The following is a 22,736-nucleotide window of genomic DNA, read 5'->3' on the forward strand; positions in this document are numbered from 1 at the left end:
CAAAGAGAAGCAGGCCGACCTCGCCGGGGTCTACCAGCAGGTGACGTCGTCGTCCCAGGAGGTCACGAACTTCCTGCAGAACAGCGAGCGGGTCCGGCGCCCCGCGTTCCCGCCCGGCTTGAGAGGAAACCATGAAGTCAACGCTGACTCCGCCCCGCAACGACCGTGGGCACCGTGTTCCCAAGGCCGTCCTGCGCGAGGTCCGGGCGGTCACCACCCGGGCGCGGTCCCTGCTCGGCGGTGAGCCGGACCCGGAGGTGCCCGACGAGTTCCCGGCCGCGGAAGCGGCGCTGGCCGAGCTCGTCGGCGAACTCGCCACGGCCGGCCACGCCGGCGCCGTCCTCGATCTGTTCATCGAGGTCTCCGACGTCCGCGAACGGCTGCGCCAGGCCCAGCTCGACCTCCGGGTGCGCGTGCACGCCCAGGTCCAGGAGGCACTGACCCGGCTGCAGGACGTGCGCTCGGTGGCCCGGCTCGCCGAGTGCGTGCCGGAGGCGGTGTGCCGGCTCGGCTTCGACCGCGCGCTGTTCTCGGAGGTCCGGGAGTCGGTGTGGGTACCCCAGTCCTGCACCGTGCTGCGTGACGCCGCCTGGGCGGCGGAGATCCTGCGGATCGGCCGGGCGGAGTCCCCGGTCCTGGACCGCACCGTCGTCGAGACCGAAGCCGTGCGCCGGCGGCGCGCGTTGCTCGTCACGGACGCACAGCGCGAAGCGCGGGGGCTCGCCTGCCTGGTCGAGGCCGCCCGGCTGGAGTCCTATGTGGTCGCGCCCGTGGCCGGCGACGACGGCGTGCTCGGGCTGGTGCACGCGGACCGGCACGTCCAGGGGCGTCAGGTCGACGAGTTCGACCGCGAAGTGCTGGGCACCTTCGCTCAGGGGCTCGGCATCGCGTTCCGGCGGACCCTGCTGGTCGAACGCCTGCACTCGCTGCGCACCGAAGTCGGCCGGTTCACGATGTCCATCGCCGACGCGATGGACCGGATCCTGAGCGACAGCCACCCGGCGGCCCCGGTCATCGGCGATCCCGTGGTTCCGCCGCCGGGACCGGTGCCGGTCCGGTCCTTCGTGGAGTCGGCGCTGACGCCGCGGCAGCTGGAGGTCCTGCGGCTCATGGGAGACGGCCGGACCAACGCCGCGATCGCCACCCGGCTGACGATCTCCGAGGACACGGCCAAGTCCCACGTCAAGCAGATCCTGCGCAAGCTCGGCGCCGCGAACCGCGCCGAGGCGGTCTCACTGTTCCTCCGGACTCAGCAGGGGCGGGGGATCCCGGAGTCCGCCTGACCGTCACCGGAACTCGCTGTCCCCGCGGGACTCAGCAGGGCCGCGGCGTGCCGGAGTCCGCCTGACCGTCACCAGAACTCGCTGGTTCTGCGGACCCAACCGAGCCGCGGCATCCCCGAACCCGCCCAGCCCCCACCAGAACTCGCCGCTTCTGCGGACCCAACCCGAGCCGCGGCATCCCCGACCTCACCAGAGGCTCCACACCGCGGCCAGCACGAACACCACACCCACGACCTGGAGCGCGTGTCCGCTCCCCCGCAGTTTCCCGATCCGCCGCGAGCGCTCGGGTTCCGGCAGGGCCGGGCTGACCCGCCCGGCCGCCGCGCGGCTGCCCCACCGGCCGATCGCCAGCAGGGCGGCGCCCGCCACCGCGAGCGCCGCCACGTCCGCGATCATCGCGATGGCCGGGGCTGCCCGGGCACCTGGCCCGGCGCCGGCGACCACCCCGGCGCCTGCTGCGGCGGCGCGGCCGGGTCGGCCGGGCGGTAGGCGTCGGCGTACCGGACGTTCGCGCTCGCGAGCTGCGTCCCGAGCCACTCGCGCCAGGTCGCGAGCGCCTTCTCCAGGGTCAGCTGCTGCTTGAGCTGGTCCTTCACCTGGTCGAAGACCGCCGGCTGCGGGGGCAGGACCTGGCGGACCCGGCCGACGTTCCAGCCGTGCGCGGTCTGCACCGGACCGAACAGGCCGCCGACGGGGGCCGCGAAGGCCGCCTTGGCGTAGCCGTCCTCGAGCTGGGCCGCGGTCACCTGGCCGAGGTCGCCGCCCTTGTCGCGCGTCGCGCCGTCCAGGCTCCGCTGGGCCACCAGGGTTTCGAACGGCGTTCCGGCGTCGAGGTCGGTGCGCACCCGGTCGGCGTCCTCCTTGGTCTTGACCACGATGTTGGTGAGCTGGCGCCGTTCCGGCGTGTCCAGCTGCGCCTTCCGCTGCGCGAACGCGTCCGTCACCTCGCCGTCGCCCACCGAACTTCCCTTGGTGACCGCGTCGAACAGCTGCGAGACCGCGAGCTGGCGCTTGATCTCGTCCAGCACCGCGTCCTCGGACGTGCCGGTGGTGCCGAGCGCCTGGACGAACTTGCTCCGGGCGTCCGGCCCTTCGCCGATCTGCTGGGAGATGAACCGCGTCAGCACGTCACGGGCCGCCTTGTCGGCGACGACGATGCCGCGGTCGCGCGCCGCGTGGTCGAGCACCATCCCGACGGCGACCGCCTTCGCGGTGTCCCGGCGGAACGCGTCGGACTTGGCGGTGTCCTGCGCATCCGGTGGCTGCACGCCGTACAGCGCCTCCAACGTCTGGATCCGCTCCTGCAGCTGGGTGACGGTCTCGGTCTGGCCGCCGTAGGCAAAAACCGCGTCGTCGGGCAGGTCGTCGGCCCGCGCCGACCACCACGCCAGCCCGGTCCCGCTGAGCAGCACGACGAGGACGAGCAACGTGACGATCCGCCCACGGCGGCTTCGGGGCAGCCGGACCTTGCCGGCCAGTGCGGTGATCTTCATGGGGTGACTCCTACGAGTGCTTCGGGCGCCGGGGTGGTTTCCGGAGCGGAGGCGGGGCGGCCGGGCGCGAGCCAGACGACGAGCCGCGCGGCGACCATCGACAGCACGACGGCCGCGGCGAGCAGCAAGCCGAACTGCCGGATGGCGTCGAGCCGCGACAGCGCCAGCGCGAGGTAGCCGACGGTCGAGACCGCGCCGACCAGGAGCACGGATCTGCGCAAGGCGTGATCGCGACGGCGTTCGGCTTCCGCCAGCAGCACCGCGAACTCGCAGCCGACGGCGGCGATGAGGGACCCGAGTGCCATGGTGATCGGCGTCAGCGAAATCCCGGCCAGCCGGATGGCGAGCAGGCCCGTCCCGGTCGCCACCAGGGCGGTGGCGACCGCGCGCCCGGCGTCCTTCCGCCGGGCGAGCACGACAGCCAGGACGAGCCCGGCCACGGCGATGCCGACGCCGTTGGTCCAGAACCGGTTGCCCGAAACGAGTTCGTACCCGCGGGCCGCGACGATCGGCAGGCCGGTCAGCTCGGCGCGGTACCCCGGCGGCGCCGGCGGGAGCTGGTTCAGCAGGTCGTCGCGCAGGGCGGCCAGGCTCTGGACGTCGCCGAGCCGCACCCCGAACGAGAGCACGGACTCCTGCCCGTCGGCCCGCAGCACCGACCCGGTCAGGTAGGGCGGCAACAGGCGCACGGCCGCGGTGATCTCGTCCTTCGTCGGCGTGGGCCCGAGGAAGTTCAGCAGCGTCGGCAGCGATACGACGGGACGGAGCCGGTCGCCGTGCCGGGCGATGGTCACGTCCTGGGCTTGACGCAGCCACGCCAGCCCCGGCGGCGAGGTGACGTCCGGGCCGCGCAGGACGACGTCGACCTCGCCGGAGGAGCCGATGACCTGCTCGACGTGCTGCGCGTCGTCGAACGCGGGCAGGCCGTGCACGAAGCTCTCGATGTCGCTCTGCAGGGGAAGCCCCGGTAGCATCGCCCAGCCGCCGGCCGCCAGCGCGGCCACCGCCAGCCCCACGCCCAGCCGCACCGGCAGGCTCGCGGTGGGTCCACTGTGGACCTTCACGGGTACCGGCTCCACCACGGCCGGCCGGAACAGCAGGCCGACGGCGAAGGCGACCAGCACCCCGATCCCGAGCGCGATCCCGAGGTCGCGCACGAACGGCAACGGCGCGAAGGCCAAGGCACCGAACGCGGCCGCGGTGGCGGCGGCGACCGCGAACACGACCCGCCGGTCCGCCCGGCGCGCCAGGTAGGTCGGGAAGTCACTGCCGACGCCGAGCAGCACCGGCAGGAAGGCCACCACCCCGAGCGACAGCGGCCGGCCGAGCCAGCCGAACAGGGCGACCGTCACCGCGGTGGCCACCAGCGAACCCGCCAGCGGCAGGAGCCGGTGCCGGCGGCGGTGCCACGGCACCAGCAGGAAGCACAGGGCCACCGCGACCAACGCCGCGCCGCCGAGCAGGGGAAGCTCCGCGCGGACCTCGTCGGCGAGGGCGCCCGCGATCGCGGGGACGCCGGACACCGTCACCTTCGCCCCGTCGACGGCGGCCGCGCCGACCGCGTCCCGCACGCCCCCGACGAGCCGCTCGGTGGCGGACTGGTCGAGGTTCTGCCGCGGCCGGACCAGGATCGCGACCGCGTTCGCCGACGGCACGACGAAGTGCCACTGCGGCCGGGGACTTCCGTCCGCGCCGAAGACGACCGAGGTGACGAACGCCTGGTTCTTCAGCGTCGGCAGTCCCGCCGGCAGGGCTTGGACGAGCAGCTTGCCGTACCGCTGGTCGAACGCGGCCACCGCGGCGTCGGCGGCCTGGCCGGCCGCCCGGTCGGACGCACCGCGCTGCTTGGCCTCGGCCTGGGCCTGCGCGCGCAGGCGGTCGCGGCGGCCGGACAGCTCGGCCATCAGGTCCTGGGCCCGGCCGGCGGCCTGGTTCAGGACGGTCCCCGGCCCGTAGACGGCCGCGACGTCGGGCAGCTTCGCCAGCACGCCTTCCAGCTCGACCAGCGAGGGCAAGTGCGGCCGGTCGAGCAGCAGCCCGGGGTGCTCCGATTCGAGCAGCACGACGACGGGGTCGCCGCCGAACGACCGGCTCAGCTCGTCGAACCGGGTCACCGCGGGATCGTCGCCCGGCAGGAACGAGCCGACGCCGGTCTCGATGCGCGTCTTGGCGATGCCGGTGCCGACGAACCCGGCGAGGACGACGAGGACCGCCGTCATCGCCAGGAACTTCGGGGACGGCCGCTTGAAGCCCTTCACTTCGGCGGGTCCTGGACGACCCGCGGGTAGGACCCGCTGAACGGCCCCGGATTCGCCGACTGCCCCGGCGCCGGATAGGGGTTGTTCTTCTTGAGCGGACCGACGTCGATGTTGAGCGGCAGGCCCTTCACGCTCTGCTCGTTGAAGACCATGAACAGCCGGATCGCGTTGCCGTTGGCGTCACCGCGCGCCGTCACCTGCCCGATGTTGGTGAAGAACGCGGCGACGTCGCGGCCGTACGGGACCAGGTAGGACAGCATGGGGTTCACGTCGCCCAGCGCCACGTTCAGCGTCGGCAGGAACTTCGACGCGTCCGCCGCCACCGCGGGCACCCGCTGCAGCGTGCCGGGTGCCGCGTCGAGCACGCCGTTCAACGACGGCAGCAGGCCACGCAGGTCGGCCGACGTGGCCGGCAGCTCCTGCAACGCGGCATCGAGGTCGGGCGCGGCCGCGTTCAGACCGCCCGCGACCGGGCCCAGCGCGGGAGACAGCCGGCTCAGCCCGCCGCTGGCGCTCTTGGCGGTGTCCATCAGGCCGGGCAGCCGCCGCAGGACCTCCCGCAGCTCGGTGTCGCTGCCCGCGGTCGCCTGGGTGAGCTGGTCGGCGTCGGTGACCAGATCCGCGATCTGCCCCTGCCGGGTGTCGAGCGCCGCGAGCAGCTTCGCCGTGTTGCCGGTCAGCTGCTGCAGGTCCCCGGACTGGGCCGACAGCGCCGCCAGCGCGCCGTGCCCCTCCCGGCCGAGGTCGCCGAGTCCCTGCAGGGCCTGGGAAACTCCCTGCTTGGTGTCCTTCGTCCCGGCGCCGAGCGAGCGGACCAGGGTGCCGAGGGACTCCTTCGTCGGCCGGTCGAGGCTGGTGAGCACGTCGTCGAGTTCGACGGCCTCCTTGCCCGCCGACGGCGGCAGCACGGTGCCGCTGGGCAGCGCCGGGCCGTGGCCGTCGGTGATCTCCAGGTAGGTCTCCTCGATCAGGGTCTTGTTGCGGACCTGGACGGTCGCCCCCTCGTGCAACGGCGCGTTCCGGTCGAGCCGCATCGTGACGTGCGCGAGGTCGCCTTCGGTGCGCAGCGCCTCGACCTTGCCGACCTTGACCCCGGCGATGGTGATGTCCGAGTCGTAGACCAGGTTCGACGCGGTGCGGAACTGCACGTCGGCGGTGTAGCCCGCCTGGGAGATGCCGGGCAGCCGGCCGCCGGAGTTCAGCCACAGGTAGCCGAACAGGCCGGCGCAGGCGGCGATGAACACGGCCAGCACCAGGGTCCGGATGTGCGGGACCAGCCTACTGGGAATCCTCATTGGACAGTCCCCTATCGCGCGGCGGCGGCTTGCAGGGCGGGCAGCAGCGGAAGCAGGCCCGTGACGCTTTCCGGCGAGAGCTGGGCGATGGCGCGGTACGCGCTACCGGTTCCGTCGCGCAGGCTCGTGATCGACCGCGAGTTCGTGACGAACGCGGCCAGGTCGTTCAGGTACGGCAGCACCGCGGTGGTGATCGGGCCCAGCCGTCCGGTCACGTCGTGCAGGTCGCCGAGCGAGGCGTTGAGATCGCCGACGAACGGACGCAGGTCGCGCACCACCGGAACAGCCTTGTCGACCACCGGCCGGGCGGTGTCGACGGTCTCCCCGAGCTTGTCGACCGTGCCGGTGAACTTCTCCAGCGAGCCGGGCAGGGTCCCGCTCGCCTCGCGCAGCTTGTCCAGGACCGGGTCCAGCTGGGCGCTCAGCGCGCCGATGCTGCCGGTGGCCTGCTCGAGCTGGTGGGTGAAGTCCGGCAGCTGCGCGAGCGCGGCGTCGAAGTCGCCGTTGCGCTGCCCCACCGTCGCGAGGGTCTTCTGCAGGGAGTCGGCCAGCGCGCTCAGTCGCTGGTCGTCGTCGCCGGTCGCCGACGCGATCTGCCCCAGCGCGGTGACGAGCTTCTGCAGCGTCTCCTTGCGGGTCTGCAACGCGGTCGCGACGGGACGCAGGTCCCGCACCACCTGATCGGTCGCCTCGAGCCCCTTCGGCAGATTTCCCGGCGCTCCGGCCAGCGCGACGTCCGATTCGGACAGCAGCGTGGTCAGTGCTTCGCGGGTGTTGGCGTCCAGGTGCCCGAGCGCTTCGTCGACCTGCACCGGCCGCACCGAGTTGGCGACGGGCAGCACCCCGTCCTCGGGCAGCGGCTTTCCCGGTGGGCCACCGGGGTTCAGCTCGACGTACATCTCGTTCAGCGGGCTCTTCGGGCGCAGCAGGACCCGGGCGTTGTCGTAGACCTGGTGCCCCTGGTCGATCGCCAGCTCGAGCCGCGCGTGCCCGCGGTCGTCGACGCTCGCCGCGCGGATGTCGCCGACGGACACGCCCGCGATCCGGACCTCCTGCCGGCTCGACGGGTTGATCGCCGGCGCGGACTCGAAGGTGACCGAGAAGTGCGTCTTGCCGTCCCAGGGCACGCGGACCTGCTGCATCGTCAGGATGTAGCCACCGGCCACCAGTCCCGCGGTCACGAGCGCGGCCACGGCGAGGACGTTGCGCTTGAGCCGCGGTTCGGTGGAGATCCGCTGCCAGGTCCGCCGGACCCGGCCCGGGTGCGCGTTCATCGGCCGCTCCTGTTCTCCGGGGTGGCGCCCTGCAGGTGGGCGAGCGTGTTCATCAGCTGCTCGAAGTTGATCGGGGTGCCGGCGATGCTGCCGCCGCCGAGGCCCGGCTGGAGACCCACGGCCACGCCGTTCGGGTCGGTGAGCGAGGACGCGCGGTCCATGGTCGCGAACATGTAGCCGACCTCTTTGTAGAACGGCTGGTCCGAGCCGCCGCCGGCGTAGATCCCGGTGCCCTTGAAGGGCGAGAGCACCATGTTCATGATCGGGCCGTTGACGCGGTCCAGCACCGGCCCGCGGACGTCGTCGAAGACCTTCGTCGTGCCCTGGGCGGTGGGGACGAGCTGCTCGACCAGCGGCTGCGCGTCGGTGAGGAGGCCACGCACGTCGGTCAGCAGCGGCCGGGTCCTGGCGAGCACCGGATCGGCGTGCGCCAGGAACGCGTCCAGTTCACGCGCCACCGGACGCGCGGGGTCCGCGGTGTCCCGCAGCTTGCCGAGCGTGACGCCGAGGTGGGTCAGCCCGTCGTCCGCGTTGTCCAGGGTCCGGGGCAGGTCCGCGATCGCGGTGGCGATGTCGGCTCGGCGGTTGTCGAGCGTCGAGGTGACCCGTTGCAGGTTCTGCACGATCGAGTCGAGCTGTCCCGGCTGCTCGGTCAGCACCCGCGCGGTCGACTCGAACCCGTGCACCAGGTTCGGCAGGTCGGTGCGCGGGTCCGTACCCTGCAGGCCCTGCAGGACCGGCGTCGTCGCGTCGAGCGTGTCCGGCGCGTCGGCGAGCAGATCCTCGATCGCGGGCTTCCCCCCGGCGCGGAGGGTGTCGTCGAGATTCTGCGTCGAGGAGCGGATGCCCTTCACCGCGTCCGGCTGCAGGGCGTCCGCGAGCTGCTGCAGCTCCACCGGGGTCTTGGTCCGCTCGACCGGGATGGTGCCGGCGAACGGGGTCCGGCCGCCACCCGGGAGGAGTTCCACGTAGTACTTGCCGCCGAGGATGGTGGTCGGGCGCAGGGCGGCGCTCGGTGCGGCACCGAGCTTGCCCGTGACGCCGTCGTCCACCTTCAGCTCGACCAGGGCCGACCCGTCACCGGAGCGGTCCACCGAGGACACCACACCCACCGGGACCCCGGCGATCTTGACCTGGGAGACGAACGGCTGCAGGTGGTAGTCCTGGGCGAACTGGACGCGGACGATGTCGCCCGGCCGCAACGCCGTCGCGACCCGGTCCTTCTCGAGCAACGCGTAACCGGCCAGCAAGGTCACCACCAGCACGACGATGCCGAGCTTGAACGCCGACACCGGCTGCCGGTGCCGGGTGCGGGAACGAAGCGCCTTCACCGGTTGCCTCCTGGGATCTTCCGGGCGTCGTGGGCCGCCTGACCCGGTGTGGGATAGGGGTTGCGGGCGACCAGCGGGTCCCGCAGACCGCCCTGCCCGAGCACGGACTCCTCGCTGAACAGCAGGTACAGCCGCAGGAAGTGGCCGTTGGCGTCGCCGTGCGAGAGCGCGGCGGCCCAGTTCGTGAACCACCCGCTGACTTCCGGGGCGTACGGCGCCAGCACCCGCAGGAACTGGTCGGCGCTGCCGAAGGTCTGCGTCAGCCGGGGAGCCAGCGGCCGCGCATCGTCGACGGTCTTGGTCAAGTCGGTCAACGCGGGCTCGGCCTGTTTCCCGACGTCCGGCACCTTCCCCAACGGCGGTACCGCTTCCCGCAGCACACCCCGGAGATCGGGGGTCGCCTGGCCGAGCGCACGCGCCCCGGGCACGAGCTGGGCCATTCCGGCGTGCAGGTCCTTGAGCGGGGCCTGCAGCGACTGGAGACCGGCTCGCGCGGCCTGCAGCGTGCCGGGTGCCCGCTGCACGACGTCGTCGAGCGGCTTCCCGTCGTCCACCGCGACGGCTCGCATCGTCGTGTCCAGCCGGCCGAGCAGTTCCGACAGCTGTTCCTGGCGCCCCGCGAACCGGGTCGACAGGCGGTCGGCCGTGGTCAGCAGCGCGGTCAGGTCGGCGCCATCGTTTGCGGACAGGGCGTTCGACACGGTCGCGAGGTCGGGCAGCATCTGCGGCGCGGCCTTGAGCGCGTCCTGCAGGTCCTGCGCGTGCCCACCGGCGCCGCCGCCCACTTCCCGGACGGTCGAGCCGAGCGCGGTCCGCGTCGGCGCGTCGAGCACGTCCAGCAGGTCACTCAGCTCCTGCGAGCCCGCCGTCCGCTTGGCCGGGATCACCTCCGCCGGACCGAGCTTCCCCGCCTCGGGCTTGCCCGGGGTCAGCGCGATGTACTTCTGTCCCAGCGCCGACCGCGACGCCACCGTGACGGTCTTGGCCTCGGCCGACGCGTCTCGGTAGACCTCCCGCGTGCCGTCGAGCTGCAGCGTCACCCTCGGGGCCCCGGCGACCAGCCGGATGTCCTTGACGCGGCCGACGCGGACGCTGGCGACACGCACGTCGTCACCGGGGCGGAGCGCGCCCACGTCCGAGACGTCGGCGTCGACGAGCGTGTAGGTCGCCCCCGGCAACCCCTTGTCCGCGGTGAGCGCGAGCTGCAGCGCGAGCGCGAACACCACCAGCACCACGACGCCCGTGGACACCGAGCGGAACTTGCGCGACCGGCGCTTGGCCATCAGGAACCTCCGAGCAGGAACTGGAGAACGCCGCTCTCCTGGCGCTCGTTGAGCCCGGTCACGCCGCCGTCCGGCGCGACGAGGGACTTCGTGTCGAGCAGGCCCGAGCCGAGCACTCCGGGGAGCCCGGGAATCGGCGACGGAGTGGCCTGCTTGCCCGGAATCGTCGGCGGCGGCGGGGTTCCGGTCAGGGACGGCAGCAGCCCGGTGATCTCCTCGGGGTGGATGATCGCCTGGCCACGGAAGTAGTGCGAAAGGCCGTCCCAGCCGTTGGTCGACATCGCCCAGAACCGGAAGAAGTTCAGGACGTTTTCGATGTTGCCGGTCAGCTGCGCGGTGAGTGGGTTCGCCCCGGCGACCGTGCCACGCAAGCCCGGGCCGGCCTTGCGGAGCTCCTCCACGACCGGGCGCGCCGCGTCCATCAGCTTCTCGGCGCGCTCCAGGACGGGCTTCGCGCTCGTCAGCGCCGGATCCGCCGACTCGCTGAACTTGCGCAGTTCGTCGCTGACGGCGGAGAGGTTGTCGGTCGTCGGCCGCATTCCTTCGAGCACGGGCGTGGTGGCCTTGGCCGTGCCGGTCAGCTCGGAGAGGGTGTCGCGCGCGGCGGCCAGCGTGCCCGGCAGTTCGGCGAGCGAGGCGTCGAGGCCCTCCTGGTTCTCGGCCGTGACACCGAGGACCTGACGCGACGACTCGACCAGGTCGCCCAGGGTCTTGCCGTTGTCGGCGGCCAGTGCGCCCGCGACCGGCTCCACGTGGTCGACGAGGTCGGTGAGCAGCTGGTTCTGCTGCCCCAGCAGCTTCACCAGCCCGTCGGTGTCCTGCATCGACGACGCGAGCGCCTTGATCGAAGCCTGCGCGTTGGCGCCGTTGCCCTGCATGCCCTGGCCCAGCATCGTGACCAGCGCGGCGAGCGACTGCCCGGTCGGGTCGTCGATGGTGTTCAGCACCTGGTCGAGGTCGGTCGCCTGCCCGGTCTGCTTGATCGGCAGCACGTCACCGTCGTTCAGCAGCGGCGCCGAAGGGCTGCCGCGATCGAGGTCGACGTAGCGCTCCCCCAGCAGGCTGACCGGGCGCACGGTGGCCCGGGCGTCCTGGTGCAGCGGCAGGGCCATGCCGTCGACCTCGAGGGTGACGATCGCCTTGGCGTCGTGGACGCTCATGCCGGCCACCTCGCCGACGGTGACGCCCTTGACCTTCACGTCGTTGCCGACGACCAGCGGGCTCGCGTCGGCGAACTCCGCGGCGATGGTCAGCTTGCCCGGCTGCCCGCCGGAGCCGGTGTTGGTCACCGCGGCGCCCGCCACGGCCGCCGCCACCGCGGTCGTGGCCAGCACGGCCTGGATCTTCCGCCGTGTCCTCATCGGACTCCACTCCCGAACGCGTCGGTCCACGGCTGGCCGGCGATCGCGCCGGGGGCCGGGAACGGGTCGCTGGCCATCCCGGGCGGCATGACCCCCGGGTTGTTGTCGAAACTCGAGAGACCGGCCGGGATGTTGACGCGCATGTAGTGACCGTTGCTGTCGTAGTTGGCGGCCGAGGAGCCCCAGTTCGACAGCCACCCGACCACTTCGGGCGTGTAGGGCCGCAGGAAGCTCAGCGCGGGCGTCAGCGACGTCACCGCCGAGTCGGTGCCGGGCAGGGCACCGTGGGCGCTGTCGAGCAGACCCGGGGTGAACTGCAGCAGCGTGCCGAGCGAACCCAGGGTGGGCCGCAGCTGCGCCACGGTCGGGCGGAGGTCCGCGAGCACCGGACGCAGGGTGCGGGCCACGGCGGGCAGGCGGTCGGTCGCCGGGCGGAGATCCTCCAGCAACGGCACCGCTTTGTCGACCGTGCCGGGCACGTCGGCCAGCGTCCGGTCCGCGGTCCCCAGGGTGCCGGGCAGCTTCCGCAGCGCCGCGCGCAGCTGTTCGCGCTGCTGCGCGGCTGCCGCGGTGGCGCCGGACAGCCCGGAAACGATGGCGCGCACCTGCTGATCCCGGTTCACCAGCGTGGTGACCATGCCGTTCAGCTGGCCGGCCAGCGCCTTGATCGCCGGTCCGTCCGAGCCGACGGCGCGCAGCACCCCGCCGAGCGCTTCCACCGTCGGGCCCGCCTTCTGGACGGTCTGCCGGAGGTCGGTCTCGTTGCCCTCGACGGTGTGGCCGAGTCCTTGCACCAGCGAACTGAGGTGGGCGCGAGTGGCGGGGTCGAGCGCGGCCAGCACCTTGTCCATCTCGACCGGGTCGGACACCTTGCCGTCCAGGGTGCCGCCCGGCGGGATGACCGGGTTCGCCTTCGGGCCGTCCCGGACGTCGAGCTGCCGCTCGCCGAGCACGGCCTTCCACACGATGCCGGCCGACGCGCCGGAGTGCAGCGGCGCGAAGTCCTTGGTCAGCCGCATGGTTACTTGCGCGCGTCCGTCCTTGATGGACACGTCGTCGACCTGCCCGGCGTCGAAACCGTTCACGAGCACCTTGCTGCCGGCGATCAGGCCGGTCGCCGAGGGCAGCACCACGTTCGCCGGGTAGTCGTCGTCGCCCGGGGCGATCAGCAGCGCGGCGGCTGCCACCGCGGCCACCCCCAGCACGAGGAGAGGAATTCTGCGCATGGGTTCAGTCCATTCCCAGCGGTCCGGCGGAGTCGCCGGAGAGGAACTGGCGGACGAACGGGTCCGGGGAGTTGAAGGCCTCTTCGGTCGGTCCATAATGGACGACCTGGCCCTTCCAGATGACCCCGACGTAGTCGCTGACCTTGCGCGCGGTGCGGATGTCGTGCGTCACCAGCAGGTAGGTCCCGCGGTACTCCTGGTGCATGTCGAGGATCAGGTCGTTGAGCAGGCTGGTGCGGACCGGGTCGAGGCCGGAGTCGGGCTCGTCGAACAGGACGATGTCGGGGTTCATCACCAGCGCCCGCGCGAAGCCGGCCCGCTTGCGCATGCCGCCGGAGACCTCGTTGGGGTACTTGTAGGAGGACCGTTCGAGGCCGACTTCCTTGAGCCGCTGGTTGACTTTCGCCTCGATCTCGTCCTCGCCCATGTCGGTGTGCTTGCGCAGCGGGAAAGCCGTGTTGTCGAAGATGTTCATCGACCCGAACAGCGCGCCGTCCTGGAACAGGACACCGAACCGCTTGCGCAGTTCGTAGCGTTCCCGTTCGCTGATCTTCCAGATGTCGCGGCCGAAGATCCGCACCTCGCCCCGGTCCGGCTCGAGCAAGCCGACGAGGTGCTTGATGAGCACGCTCTTCCCGGTCCCGGACGGGCCGAGAATGGTGGTGATCGCGTTGTCGGCGAACTCCAGGTTGAGCCCTTTCAGCACGTCGAAGCTGCCGAAGGACTTGTGGACGTCGCGGACCTCCATCGTGTGCACGCGCTCCGCCGGCCCGATCGTGTCGACGGCCGTCCCGTTCATCCCGGTGACCATGAGTTCTCCTTGTCAGTTGCCGATCGGCATGTTCGGGTAGGAGCCCCAGAAGAACCACGTGCCGAGCAACCCGACGACGTGGATGAGCACCATGTTGAGCATCATCGATTTCGCCGTGTTTCTCCCGACGCCGACCGGCCCACCGGACGCGTTGTAGCCGTAGTAACACCCGACGAAGATGATGATCGTGCCCATCGCGATCATCTTCGAAATCGCGGCCATCAGGTCGTAGGGGTTCTGGAACAGCCAGAAGACGAACGAATAACCACCACTGGACACGGTGCCCAGCTGGTAGACCGTGACCAGGTGCATCGAGATGAACATCAGGCCGAGCCCGACGATGTACAGGAAAGGCATGCAGAGCCAGGCGGCGGCGATCCGGGTGCCGACGAGGTAGCTGCGGGACTTGATGCCCAGCACTTCCAGCGCGTCGATCTCCTCGGCGATGCGCATCGACCCGATTTCCGCGACCAGCCCGCACCCGACCTTCGCCGCGAAGATGTAGGCCCACATGTAGACCGACATCTCGCGCAGGCCGCAGACGTCGTTGAACACCGCGGAGTAGATCGGGGCGCCGACCTGCTTGAGGGTGTAGCTGGCCTCGGTCGCGCACATCGTGCCGACGACGAACTGCATCAGCCAGACGATGATGCCGCTCGACAGGATCAGGATTCCCGCCTGGGCGAACACTTCCGTCACGTGGTGCCGCAGATCCGGCAGGCTGCGCACGGTGCGGCCGGCGAACTTCATGATGTCGCCGCCGGCCGCGACGGCGTCGCGCAGCTTCCCCGCCATGCCGCCGAACGTGATGACGACGTCGGGTGTCTTCGTACGGCCCGTCGGTGTGGTCATTGCGCATCCCTCACTTGAAGACCTGCATGTCGGGGTTCAGCCCGAGGAGCGCGGACGTGTAGACGTAGTTGAAGATCCAGATCGAGGCGAACGAGATGACCACCGCCTGGTTGACCGCGCGGCCGACGCCGATCGGGCCGCCTTGCGCGTTCAACCCCTTGTAGCAGCAGACGACCGACAGGATCAGGCCGAACGCGAGGGTCTTCACGATGCTGCCCCACATGTCCGTGGTGGTCGCGTTGGACCAGAAGTTCCCGATGAAGGCCGCACCGGTCGCGCCGAAGATCGGCACCGCCGCGATGTAGCCGCCGATCACGCCGCACACCAGCGCGAACACTTCCAGCAGGCCGGTCATCAAGGTGACCGCGATGATCCGCGGCAGCACGAGGGTCCGGACCGGATCGACGCCGAGGACCTCCATGGCGTCGATCTCCTCGCGGATCCGCCGCGCGCCGAGGTCGGCGGCGATGGCCGTGCCCATCACCCCGGCGACGATCATCGCGTCGATCCACGGCGCGAACTCGCGGACGCTGGCCATCAGCAGGAAGGAGCCGAGGCGGTCGGGGATGCCGAGCACGCTGTAGAGGCTGCCGCCCTGCATGCCGGGGCCGGCGAAGCCGAGCGCGGTCGTGGAAATGATGACCGGCAGCCAGCACCGGCGAAGCGTCTCGAACATCAGGTCGCGGACTTCACCCCAGTACCCGAACGGGTGGCGGATCGCGAGCCAGAGCACGCGGCCGAGCAGGTGGACGATCTCCCCGGCCTCGACCAACGGCCGCTGCGCCCCGGCGCTCCACCGTCGCGCGGGGGCGGGTTTCGTTGCGGTCACGCCTTTTCGCCCCGCTTCCCCAGAGCGCGGCCGGTGAAGCCGGCCAGCCCACCGACGGCGACGGCGACCGCCGCGGTGGCCGGCACCTGCTGCGGCCCGACCAACGCCGAGGTGAGAAAACTCAAGGGCAGCACCAAAACGTAGCTCCCGAGGGCGGTCACGGCCCCCTGGAGGATCGGGCGGTGCGTGTCACCCGTGCGGAAACCGGCGAAGCCGAAGGCCGCGACGGCGGTGATCAACAGGAAGACCGCACCGACCGGCGGGGCGACGGCCGCGGCGACCGGCTGCAACAAGGCGCCGATCACCAAAACCGCGAAACCACGCCAAATACCGCGTCCGCACGCTTTGGTGTCGATTCCCCCGGCCATCGTCACGCGGGTGCCGGCCCGGGCGACCGGCCCGGCTCCTGATCGGCTCACCATTCCACCCAACTCCTTCTCCGGGCGTGACCGTGCTTCCGGTCAAACCGCATCGCGGAACTGCGATGGTCGGTAATGATGCGGCGCGCGGAACGGCACGCGCATCACCACCCGGCGGCAAAAGGATGACTCGTTGGGGTAGCGACGGCCCGCGGTCCACCACGGGCTGTCAACGTTGTCGGCGCGACGCCGTCCAACCGGGACTCTCTACTGTGGATGGTCCGCCGGGTCGTGGTCGAGCAGGCCGTAGGCACCGGCCAGCCCGGCGGCTTCGACCCGGTTGGCCGCGCCGATCCGGTTCAGCAACGAGGCGACCATGCGCTTGGCCGTGCGTTCGGAGACCAGCATCCGGGTGGCGATGTCCTGGGTCTCCAGGCCGCGGGCGAGCAGCGCCCACAGCCGCAGGTCCTGGGAGTCGAGCGTGTCCAGCAGCGTTTCCGGCGGCTTGCGGGTCGTGGTCAGCAGTGCGTCGAGCAGGTCGCCTTCGAGGACCCGGAACCCGGCGGCCACGGTCAGCAACGGCGCGACGAGGACCTCCGGGTCGGCCGACTTGGTGAGGTAGCCGTCCGCTCCGGCGCGCAGGGCCTGCTCGGCGAGCTCCAGATCGTCCGATCCGGACAGTGCGAGCACGCGGGTGGCCGGCCGGCGCCGCTTGATCTGGCGGATCGCGGCCGCGCCGCCCAGGGGCGGCATGGCCAGGTCGACGAGCGCGAGATCGGCCGCACAGGACTCGACCAGCGCGGGCGCCTCTTCGACGTGCGTGGTGGTGCCGCCCACCTCGAAGCGGTCACCGGCGTTGGTCGTCAGCAGCAGCGCCAGCCCTCTGGCGAACAGCTCGTGGTCGTCCACGACCACGACCACCAGGCGCCGATCCGTCACCGGCCTAGTATGACAGCACGTTCCGCCACCAAGCCGGCCACGGCGATCACGGCGAGTCACAAGGAGGCGGTGGCATGGCGGCCGACGGGCAAACCGTGCCGGGTGGGCTGCCGGTCGCCCGGGTGATGGTGACCGTGCGGCTCGCGGTCGCGCTGTCGGTGGTCCTGCTGCTGGTCACCGGCGGCGACGACGCCCGGCGGCACCTTCCGCTGGTCGTCGTGACCCTCTCCGTCGCTTCCGGCTACGCCGTCGTCGTCGCGGCGAACCCGCGCTGGGAGCTGTCCGCCTCGCCGGCAGCCTGGCTGCTCACCGCGCTCGACTCGGTCTTCACCCTGCTCACGATCGCCATGACCGGCGCGGCGAGCAGCCCGGCGGTGGCGATCCTGGTGCTCGTCGTCACCGCCGCGGCCATCCGCCTGCCCCTCGGCCCCACCGTGGTGCTCGCCCTCGGGCTCGGCGGCGCGTACCTGGCCGTGGCGCTGCTGGTCGACCCGGGTTTCACCACGTGGCCGGAGCGCCGGCTCCAGGGTCTCTGGTGGGCGGGCTACCTGCTCCTCACCGGCCTGCTCGGCGCCAGCCTGTCCCGGCTGGTCGAGCGCGAGCGGGAAGCCGGGATCGCCGCCCGGGTGGAGGCGCTGGCCGGGCACGCCGCGGCCGAGGAAGAACGCGATCTGCGGCGGCGGCTCCTCGAGTCGTACCAGTCCCAGCAGGACGGTCTCGCGATCCTCCTGCACGAATTCCGCACGCCCGTGATCTCCCTCCGCGCGCTGGCCAGGGGGCTCGCCACCGACGGCGCCCTCGCCCCGGCCGACCGCGAGACGGGCAGCCGGCTGATCGCCGAGCACGCGAACCACCTCTCCGACATGCTCGACGCCCTGGGCGACGTCGCGGCGAGCCGCCGCCCGGCCTTCGGCACCGGCCGGTCCCGGCCGGTGGAGCTGCGGACCCTGGTGCTGGCCGCCGCGGACGCGGCCGGACTCCGGCCGCCGCGGCTGCGGGTGCACCTCGACGACGCGCTGACCGTCACCACCGACCCCCAGCGGTTGCGCCGCGTGCTCACGAACCTGCTCGAGAACGCCGCCCGGCACGGTGAAGGCAAGCCCGTCGACGTCGAGGCCGAAGTCACCGAGGGCCGGCTCCTGCTGCGGGTGCTCGACCGGGGCTCCGGGGTGGACGCCGGCCACCTCGCCAAGCTGACCGGCAAGTTCACCGCGGCCGGGTCGAACCGCGGTACCGCCGGGCTCGGCCTCTGGATCGTCGAACAGATCGTGCAGGCGCTCGGCGGCCGCGTCACTTTCCGGAACCGCCCGGGCGGCGGGCTGGTCGCCGAGGTGGCGATCCCGGCGGACTGAGCGGGTGCGGAAATTGGCCCGCACGGGCCAGCCGTGGCGCGCGCGGACCATTCCCGCACCGCGCCGGCCGGGTGATCCTGGCGGCCAGAGCACCCGGACACCTGGAGTGGCCATGTCCCTCACCCGCGATATCGAGCCCCGCCGCCACCTCGGGTTCGGCGGCGGCGCCCGCATCGCGCGCCGGCCGGACCCGGTCCCCCGGCAGCTCTTCAACGACGGCAACGCGGCGTTCTGGAACCCCGGCGACATCGACCTCACCCGCGACGAAGCGGACTTCGCCGCGTTGACTCCCGACGAGCGCCGCCTGACCTGCCTGTTCGTGGCCAACCTCATCTCGATCGGCGAGTCGGCGCTCCAGGACCTGCAGCCGTTCGTGACGGCGATGGCCAGCGAAAGCGGGCGGGACGACGAGACCTACCTGACGCAGCTCGTGTTCGAGGAGGCCAAGCACGCCCAGGCGTTCCGCGCGTGGCTCGACGCGGTCGGCATGGGCGACTGCCTGCCCTGGTTCACCGAGAACGGGGATGTCCGCCGCCAGAACTTCCTCGAAGAGCTCGCCTGGTCGCTGTACGCGCTCACCAACGACCACTCGCCCGCCGCGCAGATCCGCGCCGCGGTGACGCACCACCACGTCGTCGAAGGCTGCCTGGCCTTGACCTGCTACAACGCCGCGGCGCGGATCTGCCGCAGCCGCGGCATCTTCCCCGGCTTGCTCCGCGTCATCGAGCACATCGCGGCCGACGAACGCCGGCACGTCGCCTGGGGCACGTTCACCTGCCGCCGGCACGTCGCGGCCGACGACGCGAACTGGGCCATCGTCCTGCAGCGCACGCAGGAACTGCTGCCGCTCGCCACCCGGATGATCGGCGAGATGCTGACGCCGTTCGGACCGGGCGCGCCGTTCGGGGTCAGCATGCAGGGACTGATGGCCTCCGCGCTGAGCGACGTCGGCCGCCGCCTCGACTCGGTCGCGCTGGCCCGCGGGCGCCGCCCCGACGAGATCGGCCGCGACCCCGCGCCGATCCGCCTGGAGCACGAGATCGGGCGGGAAGGCGGCCGCGCACCCGGCGAAGACGACCGCGGGACCGTCGTCGCGCTCAGGCGTCAGCTGTGACCGGTCCGCCCGCGCGCGTGGCCGGGTGCCGCCCGTTTCGACGGGCATCACCGGCCCTTCGCCGGATGACGGCCGTGCAGGGTCTCCGACGGCAGCCCGCCGAACTTGCGGCGGTAGGCGGTCGAGAACCGGCCGGCGTGCAGGAAGCCCCAGCGAGCGGCGACCCCGGCGATCGTCGTGCCATCGGGGTCGGCCACCGCGAGCTCGTCGTGCACCCGGGTCAGGCGGACGTCCCGCAGGTAGGCCATCGGCGGCAGGCCGAACCAGCGCTGGAACCCTTCCTGCAGAGCCCGGACGCTGATCGAGACCTCGCGGGCCAGGGTGCCCGACGTCCACGGCCGCCCCGGCTCGTCTTCGATCAGCTCGACGGCCCGGCGCAGCGCCCGGGGCGGGGCCGGCGCCGCCGGCGCGTGCAGGTGGTCGCTGTAGTTGCTGGGCTGGGCCAGCAACAGACCGGCGATCACCAGGCTCTGCAGGTGCGCGGCGGCCGCGGGGTGGTGCGTGATCCCGCCCGGCCGGTCCGCCTCGCGCTCCAGCAGAGCCAGTACCTCGAGCCACGACCGCGCCGCCGGGGTGTCCAGGTCCATCGTGGTGGTGAAGCGCAGCCGCTCCCCCAGCGGCCGCCCGAGCTGGCGCTCCAGCTCCAGTTCCAGCTCGTGCCGGTCGATCATGAGGCAGAGCTGGGCGCACCCGGCTCCCCACCGCAGGTCGGCCGGATGGCCCGGCATGAACACGGCGGCCCGGCCGGGTCCGGCGAACACCGGTTCCGACGAGCCGCAGCGCTGCTCGCACCGTCCGGTGACCGGGATGTTGACGTGGTAGCCGCCGGCGTCGACCGTGCCGAGCCGGACCGCGCTCCCGTAGCGCAGGTAGCCCGCGGTCACCGCGCCCATCCGGACCGCGTTGAGCCGCATGTCCAAGTCCGTCCCGCGGTCCAGCACCTCGAGCCGGTGCGGCAGGTACGTCCGCGTCACCGCTTCGTGCGCTTCGTCGACGTCGTTCGCGCGCGCGACGGGATGCGCGGGCAGCAGCTCCGTTTGAGGCAAGCCCGTCACCTGCCGAACAGTAATCGCCTCGTCACGCTCACGCCAACGCGGGCAGTGGACAGGGTGCCGCGTGAATCGGCTGTGCCGGAGCCGCGCGGGGCACTTCACTGGAGCGGCTGGGGCGAGCTACCGCGGGGAGAGACGTGCAGTTGATGGACCGGCCTGCACCGGTGACGCAGTCCGTGCTGGTGGAGCCGTTGGACCACGTGCGGCCGGGAGCCCGGCTGGTGCGTGCCCGCGGTGGGTTCCACGCGCGGACCGGGATCGAGCTGATGGCCGTCATCGACGGGCAGCGAGCGCACGCCCTCGACCTGCTGATCCTCGACCTAACGGAACCGGGCACCTTCGGTGCGGTGGCCCTCCAGATCGTCGTGCAGATCGCGACGGAACTCCGCCGCGTCGGCGTCGGCCTGCGCCTGGTCGGCTCGGAACAGGCCGTCGGCTCGGCCCTGAGCGTCGCCGGGGTGCGGTCCCTGGTCACCCTGTACGGCACGGCCGGCGAGGCCCTCCGAGCGCGGTGACCGCTCAGTCGCTTTCGGCTTCCTCCGCGCGTTCGCGGTTGCGCTGCTGCCGCTCCCGCTCACGCCGGCTGTAGGTCGCCCGTCGGACGCGTTCCTCGTCTTCGAGGCTCGAGCCCACCGCGCCGGCGACGATCCCCACCGAAGTCGCCAGCCACACCAGCTTGAGGTACGAGGCCGGGCCGGCCGGATGGCCGAGGACCTCCGCGAAGTAGGTGCCTTCGATCAGCACGATCGACGCCAGCAGCGACAGCACGAAGAGGATGGCGTACATGCAGGCCACGCCGATCGACAGCGTCAGCGCGGTCGAAGCGTTGTACAGCAGCGCTTTCCGCCGTTCGAGGTGCCCGGACGGCGAGTCCCACAGGTGGTTGTGCACCATCAGCCAGCCCGACATCACCACGATCGCCAGGACCGTGATCCCGGCCAGCCGCAGCGCGGGCAGGGCTTCGGCCAGCTTCCAGAACGAGGTGGTGACGATGCCGTACGCGGCGGTGGCCGCCGCGGCCGCGGTCGCCCCGGCGAGGTTGGGCACCAGCCGCCACGGGCGGTTGTCCCGGATCATCCCGGCGAGCAGCCGCAGGCGGCCGCGGACGCCCACCAAGGCCAGGTGCTGGTCGGCGGCGCCGCGGCCGCGGATGTGCCGCGTCGGCGCGACCAGGTCCCGCAGCCGGTCGACCATCCGCCGCGGCGGATCGGCCGCCTTCTCCGAGCGGTGCGCCACCAGGTGCCGGACCAGGTGCACGATCAGCCGGGACACCCGGCCACGCAGCCGCAGCGCACCGAGCGCGGGCAACGACACCATCGCCACGCCGTGGTCGACGTTGTAGTCCGAGGCGATCGGAACCGTGCCGGCCCGCCGCGGCAGGTCCGTGATCAGCACCAGCAGGTCCCACTCGTGCTCCGCCCGGCGCTCCTGCGCCAGGTCCAGCATCGGGATGTTGCCGTGCTCGTCCAGTGGCAGGGCCTGCGTCTCGTGCTCGACCTGCCAGCTCGTCTCCCCGCCGAGGTCGCGGGCCAGGCGGTCGGGCAGGCCGTCCACGATTCTCCCGGCCAGGTGCCGGGGAAATCCGTCGTCGGTCACCAACCCCACGACGAGGGCCTCGGGCGCGCGCTGAGCGGTCATGCTCCGGCCTTTCCTCGATCTCGAGGGACAAGATCTTCGGGTGCCCGGTTTGACCACGGGCAAACGGCCGGTCACTCCGATCCGCGCAGCACCTGCCACAGCCGGGTGGCGACGTGCAGGTTCAGCCTGCTGTTCACGTCGCCGAGGTCGATCTCGGTGATCTCCCGGATCCGGCCGAGCCGGTACCGCAGCGTGCTCCGGTGGATCGTCAGCGCGGCGGCGGTGTCCCCGTAGCTGCCGCCGCATTCGAGGTACTGCGCGAGCGTCGCGACCAGCTCGGCGTGGTGCGCGCTGTCGTAGTCGAGCAGTTTTCCGAGCCATTCGTGGACGAATTCCAGGACGTCGCCGTGGTTCTGCCCGGTGTCGAGGATGCGGTAGATGCCGAGCTGGTCGAACGTCGTCACGCCGTTCGGGGTGTGTGAGGTGCGCCGGATCTCGAGCGCCCGCACCGCTTCCGCGTAGGACTTGGGAAACCGCTCGGGGGTGTCGCACGGGCCGCCGATGCCGATCGCGCCCTCCGCGCCGAGGCGTTCCGACAGGGAATCGTGCAGCGCGGTGCCGTCCGTGGGCCCGCCGACCAGCAGCACGACCGCCCCGGCGTGGCGTGACATGAGCGAGGTGAGCCCGAGTGCCGTCATGGCGCGCACGGTGGCCTCGGCGACCACGTCCTCGGCGACGTCGCCGGACCACCGCAGCACGACCACGTGGTGCGGACGCCGCAGGTCGTGCCCGATCGCGTCGGCGCGGGCGTACGCGCTCCCGTCGTCGGTTCCGGCGATGAGGTCATCCACGAGGTCGCGGCGCAGGCGCAGCTCGACCTCGGCCAGGCTGCGCTGGTGCGAGAGCTCCAGCGCCAGCACGGTCGAGCCGTACTCGAGGGCGAACACCTCCTCCGCGCCGGCGGTGTGCGCCGGGTCGATGAGGGCGAGCACGCCGAGCACCTCGTGCCGCGGCCGCACCAGGGAGATGAGCCGGTCCTTCACCCG

21 protein-coding genes are annotated in these 22,736 nt (G+C 72.0%); 4 read left to right on the forward strand and 17 right to left on the reverse strand.

Annotated features, from left to right (window positions below; genetic code table 11):
• Window positions 1-131 precede the first annotated feature (131 nt).
• On the forward strand, window positions 132-1,283 hold the full coding sequence (locus tag ABZ342_RS46625) for a LuxR C-terminal-related transcriptional regulator (RefSeq protein ID WP_360487881.1): 1,152 nt from the start codon (window positions 132-134) through the stop codon (window positions 1,281-1,283).
• Between the two features lie 186 nt (window positions 1,284-1,469).
• Here the strand turns inward: ABZ342_RS46625 and ABZ342_RS46630 are convergent, their stop codons facing one another.
• From ABZ342_RS46630 to ABZ342_RS46695, 14 genes are all read right to left on the reverse strand, one after another.
• Entirely contained in the window at window positions 1,470-1,667 is a 198-nt protein-coding gene (locus ABZ342_RS46630) for a hypothetical protein (RefSeq protein WP_360487884.1), read from the reverse strand.
• Between the two features lie 8 nt (window positions 1,668-1,675).
• Window positions 1,676-2,776, reverse strand: coding sequence for a peptidyl-prolyl cis-trans isomerase (locus ABZ342_RS46635; RefSeq protein ID WP_360487887.1), 1,101 nt, complete (start codon window positions 2,774-2,776; stop codon window positions 1,676-1,678).
• The gene (locus ABZ342_RS46640; protein ID WP_360487890.1) at window positions 2,773-5,034 is read right to left on the reverse strand and encodes an MMPL family transporter; all 2,262 of its coding nucleotides are present in this window, start codon (window positions 5,032-5,034) and stop codon (window positions 2,773-2,775) included. The genes ABZ342_RS46635 and ABZ342_RS46640 overlap by 4 nt, the downstream gene beginning before the upstream one ends.
• A complete protein-coding gene (locus ABZ342_RS46645) occupies window positions 5,031-6,329 on the reverse strand; it encodes an MlaD family protein (RefSeq protein ID WP_155546826.1) in 1,299 nt (432 codons plus the stop codon). Before ABZ342_RS46645 ends, ABZ342_RS46640 begins: the two co-directional genes overlap by 4 nt.
• 11 nt (window positions 6,330-6,340) lie before the next feature.
• Complete coding sequence (locus ABZ342_RS46650; RefSeq protein ID WP_155546825.1) at window positions 6,341-7,603, reverse strand: MlaD family protein; 1,263 nt, start codon at window positions 7,601-7,603, stop codon at window positions 6,341-6,343.
• Window positions 7,600-8,934, reverse strand: a complete 1,335-nt coding sequence (locus ABZ342_RS46655; protein WP_360487895.1) for an MlaD family protein — start codon at window positions 8,932-8,934, stop codon at window positions 7,600-7,602. The genes ABZ342_RS46650 and ABZ342_RS46655 overlap by 4 nt, the downstream gene beginning before the upstream one ends.
• Window positions 8,931-10,217, reverse strand: coding sequence for an MlaD family protein (locus ABZ342_RS46660; RefSeq protein ID WP_360487898.1), 1,287 nt, complete (start codon window positions 10,215-10,217; stop codon window positions 8,931-8,933). The genes ABZ342_RS46655 and ABZ342_RS46660 overlap by 4 nt, the downstream gene beginning before the upstream one ends.
• Window positions 10,217-11,578 carry an MlaD family protein gene (locus tag ABZ342_RS46665; protein WP_360487901.1) on the reverse strand — a complete coding sequence of 454 codons (1,362 nt, stop codon included), beginning with the start codon at window positions 11,576-11,578 and terminating at the stop codon, window positions 10,217-10,219. Before ABZ342_RS46665 ends, ABZ342_RS46660 begins: the two co-directional genes overlap by 1 nt.
• Window positions 11,575-12,804 carry an MlaD family protein gene (locus ABZ342_RS46670; protein WP_360487904.1) on the reverse strand — a complete coding sequence of 410 codons (1,230 nt, stop codon included), beginning with the start codon at window positions 12,802-12,804 and terminating at the stop codon, window positions 11,575-11,577. Before ABZ342_RS46670 ends, ABZ342_RS46665 begins: the two co-directional genes overlap by 4 nt.
• Window positions 12,805-12,808: 4 nt before the next feature.
• Window positions 12,809-13,615 (reverse strand): ABC transporter ATP-binding protein, encoded by an 807-nt coding sequence (locus tag ABZ342_RS46675; RefSeq protein WP_155546822.1) that lies wholly within the window; start codon window positions 13,613-13,615, stop codon window positions 12,809-12,811.
• Between the two features lie 12 nt (window positions 13,616-13,627).
• Window positions 13,628-14,467 (reverse strand): ABC transporter permease, encoded by an 840-nt coding sequence (locus ABZ342_RS46680; RefSeq protein ID WP_230862874.1) that lies wholly within the window; start codon window positions 14,465-14,467, stop codon window positions 13,628-13,630.
• A gap of 10 nt (window positions 14,468-14,477) precedes the next feature.
• Entirely contained in the window at window positions 14,478-15,296 is an 819-nt protein-coding gene (locus ABZ342_RS46685; protein WP_360487908.1) for an ABC transporter permease, read from the reverse strand.
• Entirely contained in the window at window positions 15,293-15,670 is a 378-nt protein-coding gene (locus tag ABZ342_RS46690; protein WP_360487911.1) for a hypothetical protein, read from the reverse strand. The genes ABZ342_RS46685 and ABZ342_RS46690 overlap by 4 nt, the downstream gene beginning before the upstream one ends.
• A gap of 252 nt (window positions 15,671-15,922) precedes the next feature.
• Window positions 15,923-16,594 carry a response regulator transcription factor gene (locus ABZ342_RS46695; RefSeq protein WP_360487914.1) on the reverse strand — a complete coding sequence of 224 codons (672 nt, stop codon included), beginning with the start codon at window positions 16,592-16,594 and terminating at the stop codon, window positions 15,923-15,925.
• A 74-nt stretch (window positions 16,595-16,668) separates the two neighbouring features.
• On the opposite strand from ABZ342_RS46695, the gene ABZ342_RS46700 reads away from it, so the two are divergent.
• Together ABZ342_RS46700 and ABZ342_RS46705 are read left to right on the forward strand one after the other, a co-directional pair.
• A complete protein-coding gene (locus ABZ342_RS46700; RefSeq protein ID WP_360487917.1) occupies window positions 16,669-17,946 on the forward strand; it encodes a HAMP domain-containing sensor histidine kinase in 1,278 nt (425 codons plus the stop codon).
• Between the two features lie 112 nt (window positions 17,947-18,058).
• Window positions 18,059-19,060, forward strand: coding sequence for a R2-like ligand-binding oxidase (locus ABZ342_RS46705; protein WP_360487920.1), 1,002 nt, complete (start codon window positions 18,059-18,061; stop codon window positions 19,058-19,060).
• Window positions 19,061-19,107: 47 nt separating this feature from the next.
• Here the strand turns inward: ABZ342_RS46705 and ABZ342_RS46710 are convergent, their stop codons facing one another.
• Window positions 19,108-20,115 carry an AraC family transcriptional regulator gene (locus ABZ342_RS46710; RefSeq protein WP_360487923.1) on the reverse strand — a complete coding sequence of 336 codons (1,008 nt, stop codon included), beginning with the start codon at window positions 20,113-20,115 and terminating at the stop codon, window positions 19,108-19,110.
• 143 nt (window positions 20,116-20,258) lie between these two features.
• Between ABZ342_RS46710 and ABZ342_RS46715 the strand changes: the two genes are divergently transcribed.
• Complete coding sequence (locus ABZ342_RS46715) at window positions 20,259-20,627, forward strand: STAS domain-containing protein (RefSeq protein ID WP_360487926.1); 369 nt, start codon at window positions 20,259-20,261, stop codon at window positions 20,625-20,627.
• Between the two features lie 4 nt (window positions 20,628-20,631).
• Here the strand turns inward: ABZ342_RS46715 and ABZ342_RS46720 are convergent, their stop codons facing one another.
• Together ABZ342_RS46720 and ABZ342_RS46725 are read right to left on the reverse strand one after the other, a co-directional pair.
• The gene (locus tag ABZ342_RS46720) at window positions 20,632-21,750 is read right to left on the reverse strand and encodes a hypothetical protein (RefSeq protein WP_360487929.1); all 1,119 of its coding nucleotides are present in this window, start codon (window positions 21,748-21,750) and stop codon (window positions 20,632-20,634) included.
• 71 nt (window positions 21,751-21,821) lie between these two features.
• Window positions 21,822-22,736 (reverse strand): helix-turn-helix domain-containing protein (locus tag ABZ342_RS46725; protein WP_360487932.1); only part of this gene is annotated, 915 nt, incomplete at its 5' end.

It is taken from the genome of Amycolatopsis sp. NPDC005961, assembly GCF_040629235.1.
Classification (GTDB): domain Bacteria; phylum Actinomycetota; class Actinomycetes; order Mycobacteriales; family Pseudonocardiaceae; genus Amycolatopsis; species Amycolatopsis camponoti.

Excerpts from the sequence above, each read along its gene's own strand:
- ABZ342_RS46625 (WP_360487881.1), top strand. The coding sequence starts at position 132 with ATGAAGTCAACGCTGACTCCGCCCCGCAACGACCGTGGGCACCGTGTT.
- ABZ342_RS46635 (WP_360487887.1), bottom strand. The coding sequence starts at position 2,776 with ATGAAGATCACCGCACTGGCCGGCAAGGTCCGGCTGCCCCGAAGCCGC.
- ABZ342_RS46645 (WP_155546826.1), bottom strand. The coding sequence starts at position 6,329 with ATGAGGATTCCCAGTAGGCTGGTCCCGCACATCCGGACCCTGGTGCTG.
- ABZ342_RS46650 (WP_155546825.1), bottom strand. The coding sequence starts at position 7,603 with ATGAACGCGCACCCGGGCCGGGTCCGGCGGACCTGGCAGCGGATCTCC.
- ABZ342_RS46660 (WP_360487898.1), bottom strand. The coding sequence starts at position 10,217 with ATGGCCAAGCGCCGGTCGCGCAAGTTCCGCTCGGTGTCCACGGGCGTC.
- ABZ342_RS46665 (WP_360487901.1), bottom strand. The coding sequence starts at position 11,578 with ATGAGGACACGGCGGAAGATCCAGGCCGTGCTGGCCACGACCGCGGTG.
- ABZ342_RS46670 (WP_360487904.1), bottom strand. The coding sequence starts at position 12,804 with ATGCGCAGAATTCCTCTCCTCGTGCTGGGGGTGGCCGCGGTGGCAGCC.
- ABZ342_RS46675 (WP_155546822.1), bottom strand. The coding sequence starts at position 13,615 with ATGGTCACCGGGATGAACGGGACGGCCGTCGACACGATCGGGCCGGCG.
- ABZ342_RS46680 (WP_230862874.1), bottom strand. The coding sequence starts at position 14,467 with ATGACCACACCGACGGGCCGTACGAAGACACCCGACGTCGTCATCACG.
- ABZ342_RS46700 (WP_360487917.1), top strand. The coding sequence starts at position 16,669 with ATGGCGGCCGACGGGCAAACCGTGCCGGGTGGGCTGCCGGTCGCCCGG.
- ABZ342_RS46705 (WP_360487920.1), top strand. The coding sequence starts at position 18,059 with ATGTCCCTCACCCGCGATATCGAGCCCCGCCGCCACCTCGGGTTCGGC.
- ABZ342_RS46715 (WP_360487926.1), top strand. The coding sequence starts at position 20,259 with ATGGACCGGCCTGCACCGGTGACGCAGTCCGTGCTGGTGGAGCCGTTG.
- ABZ342_RS46720 (WP_360487929.1), bottom strand. The coding sequence starts at position 21,750 with ATGACCGCTCAGCGCGCGCCCGAGGCCCTCGTCGTGGGGTTGGTGACC.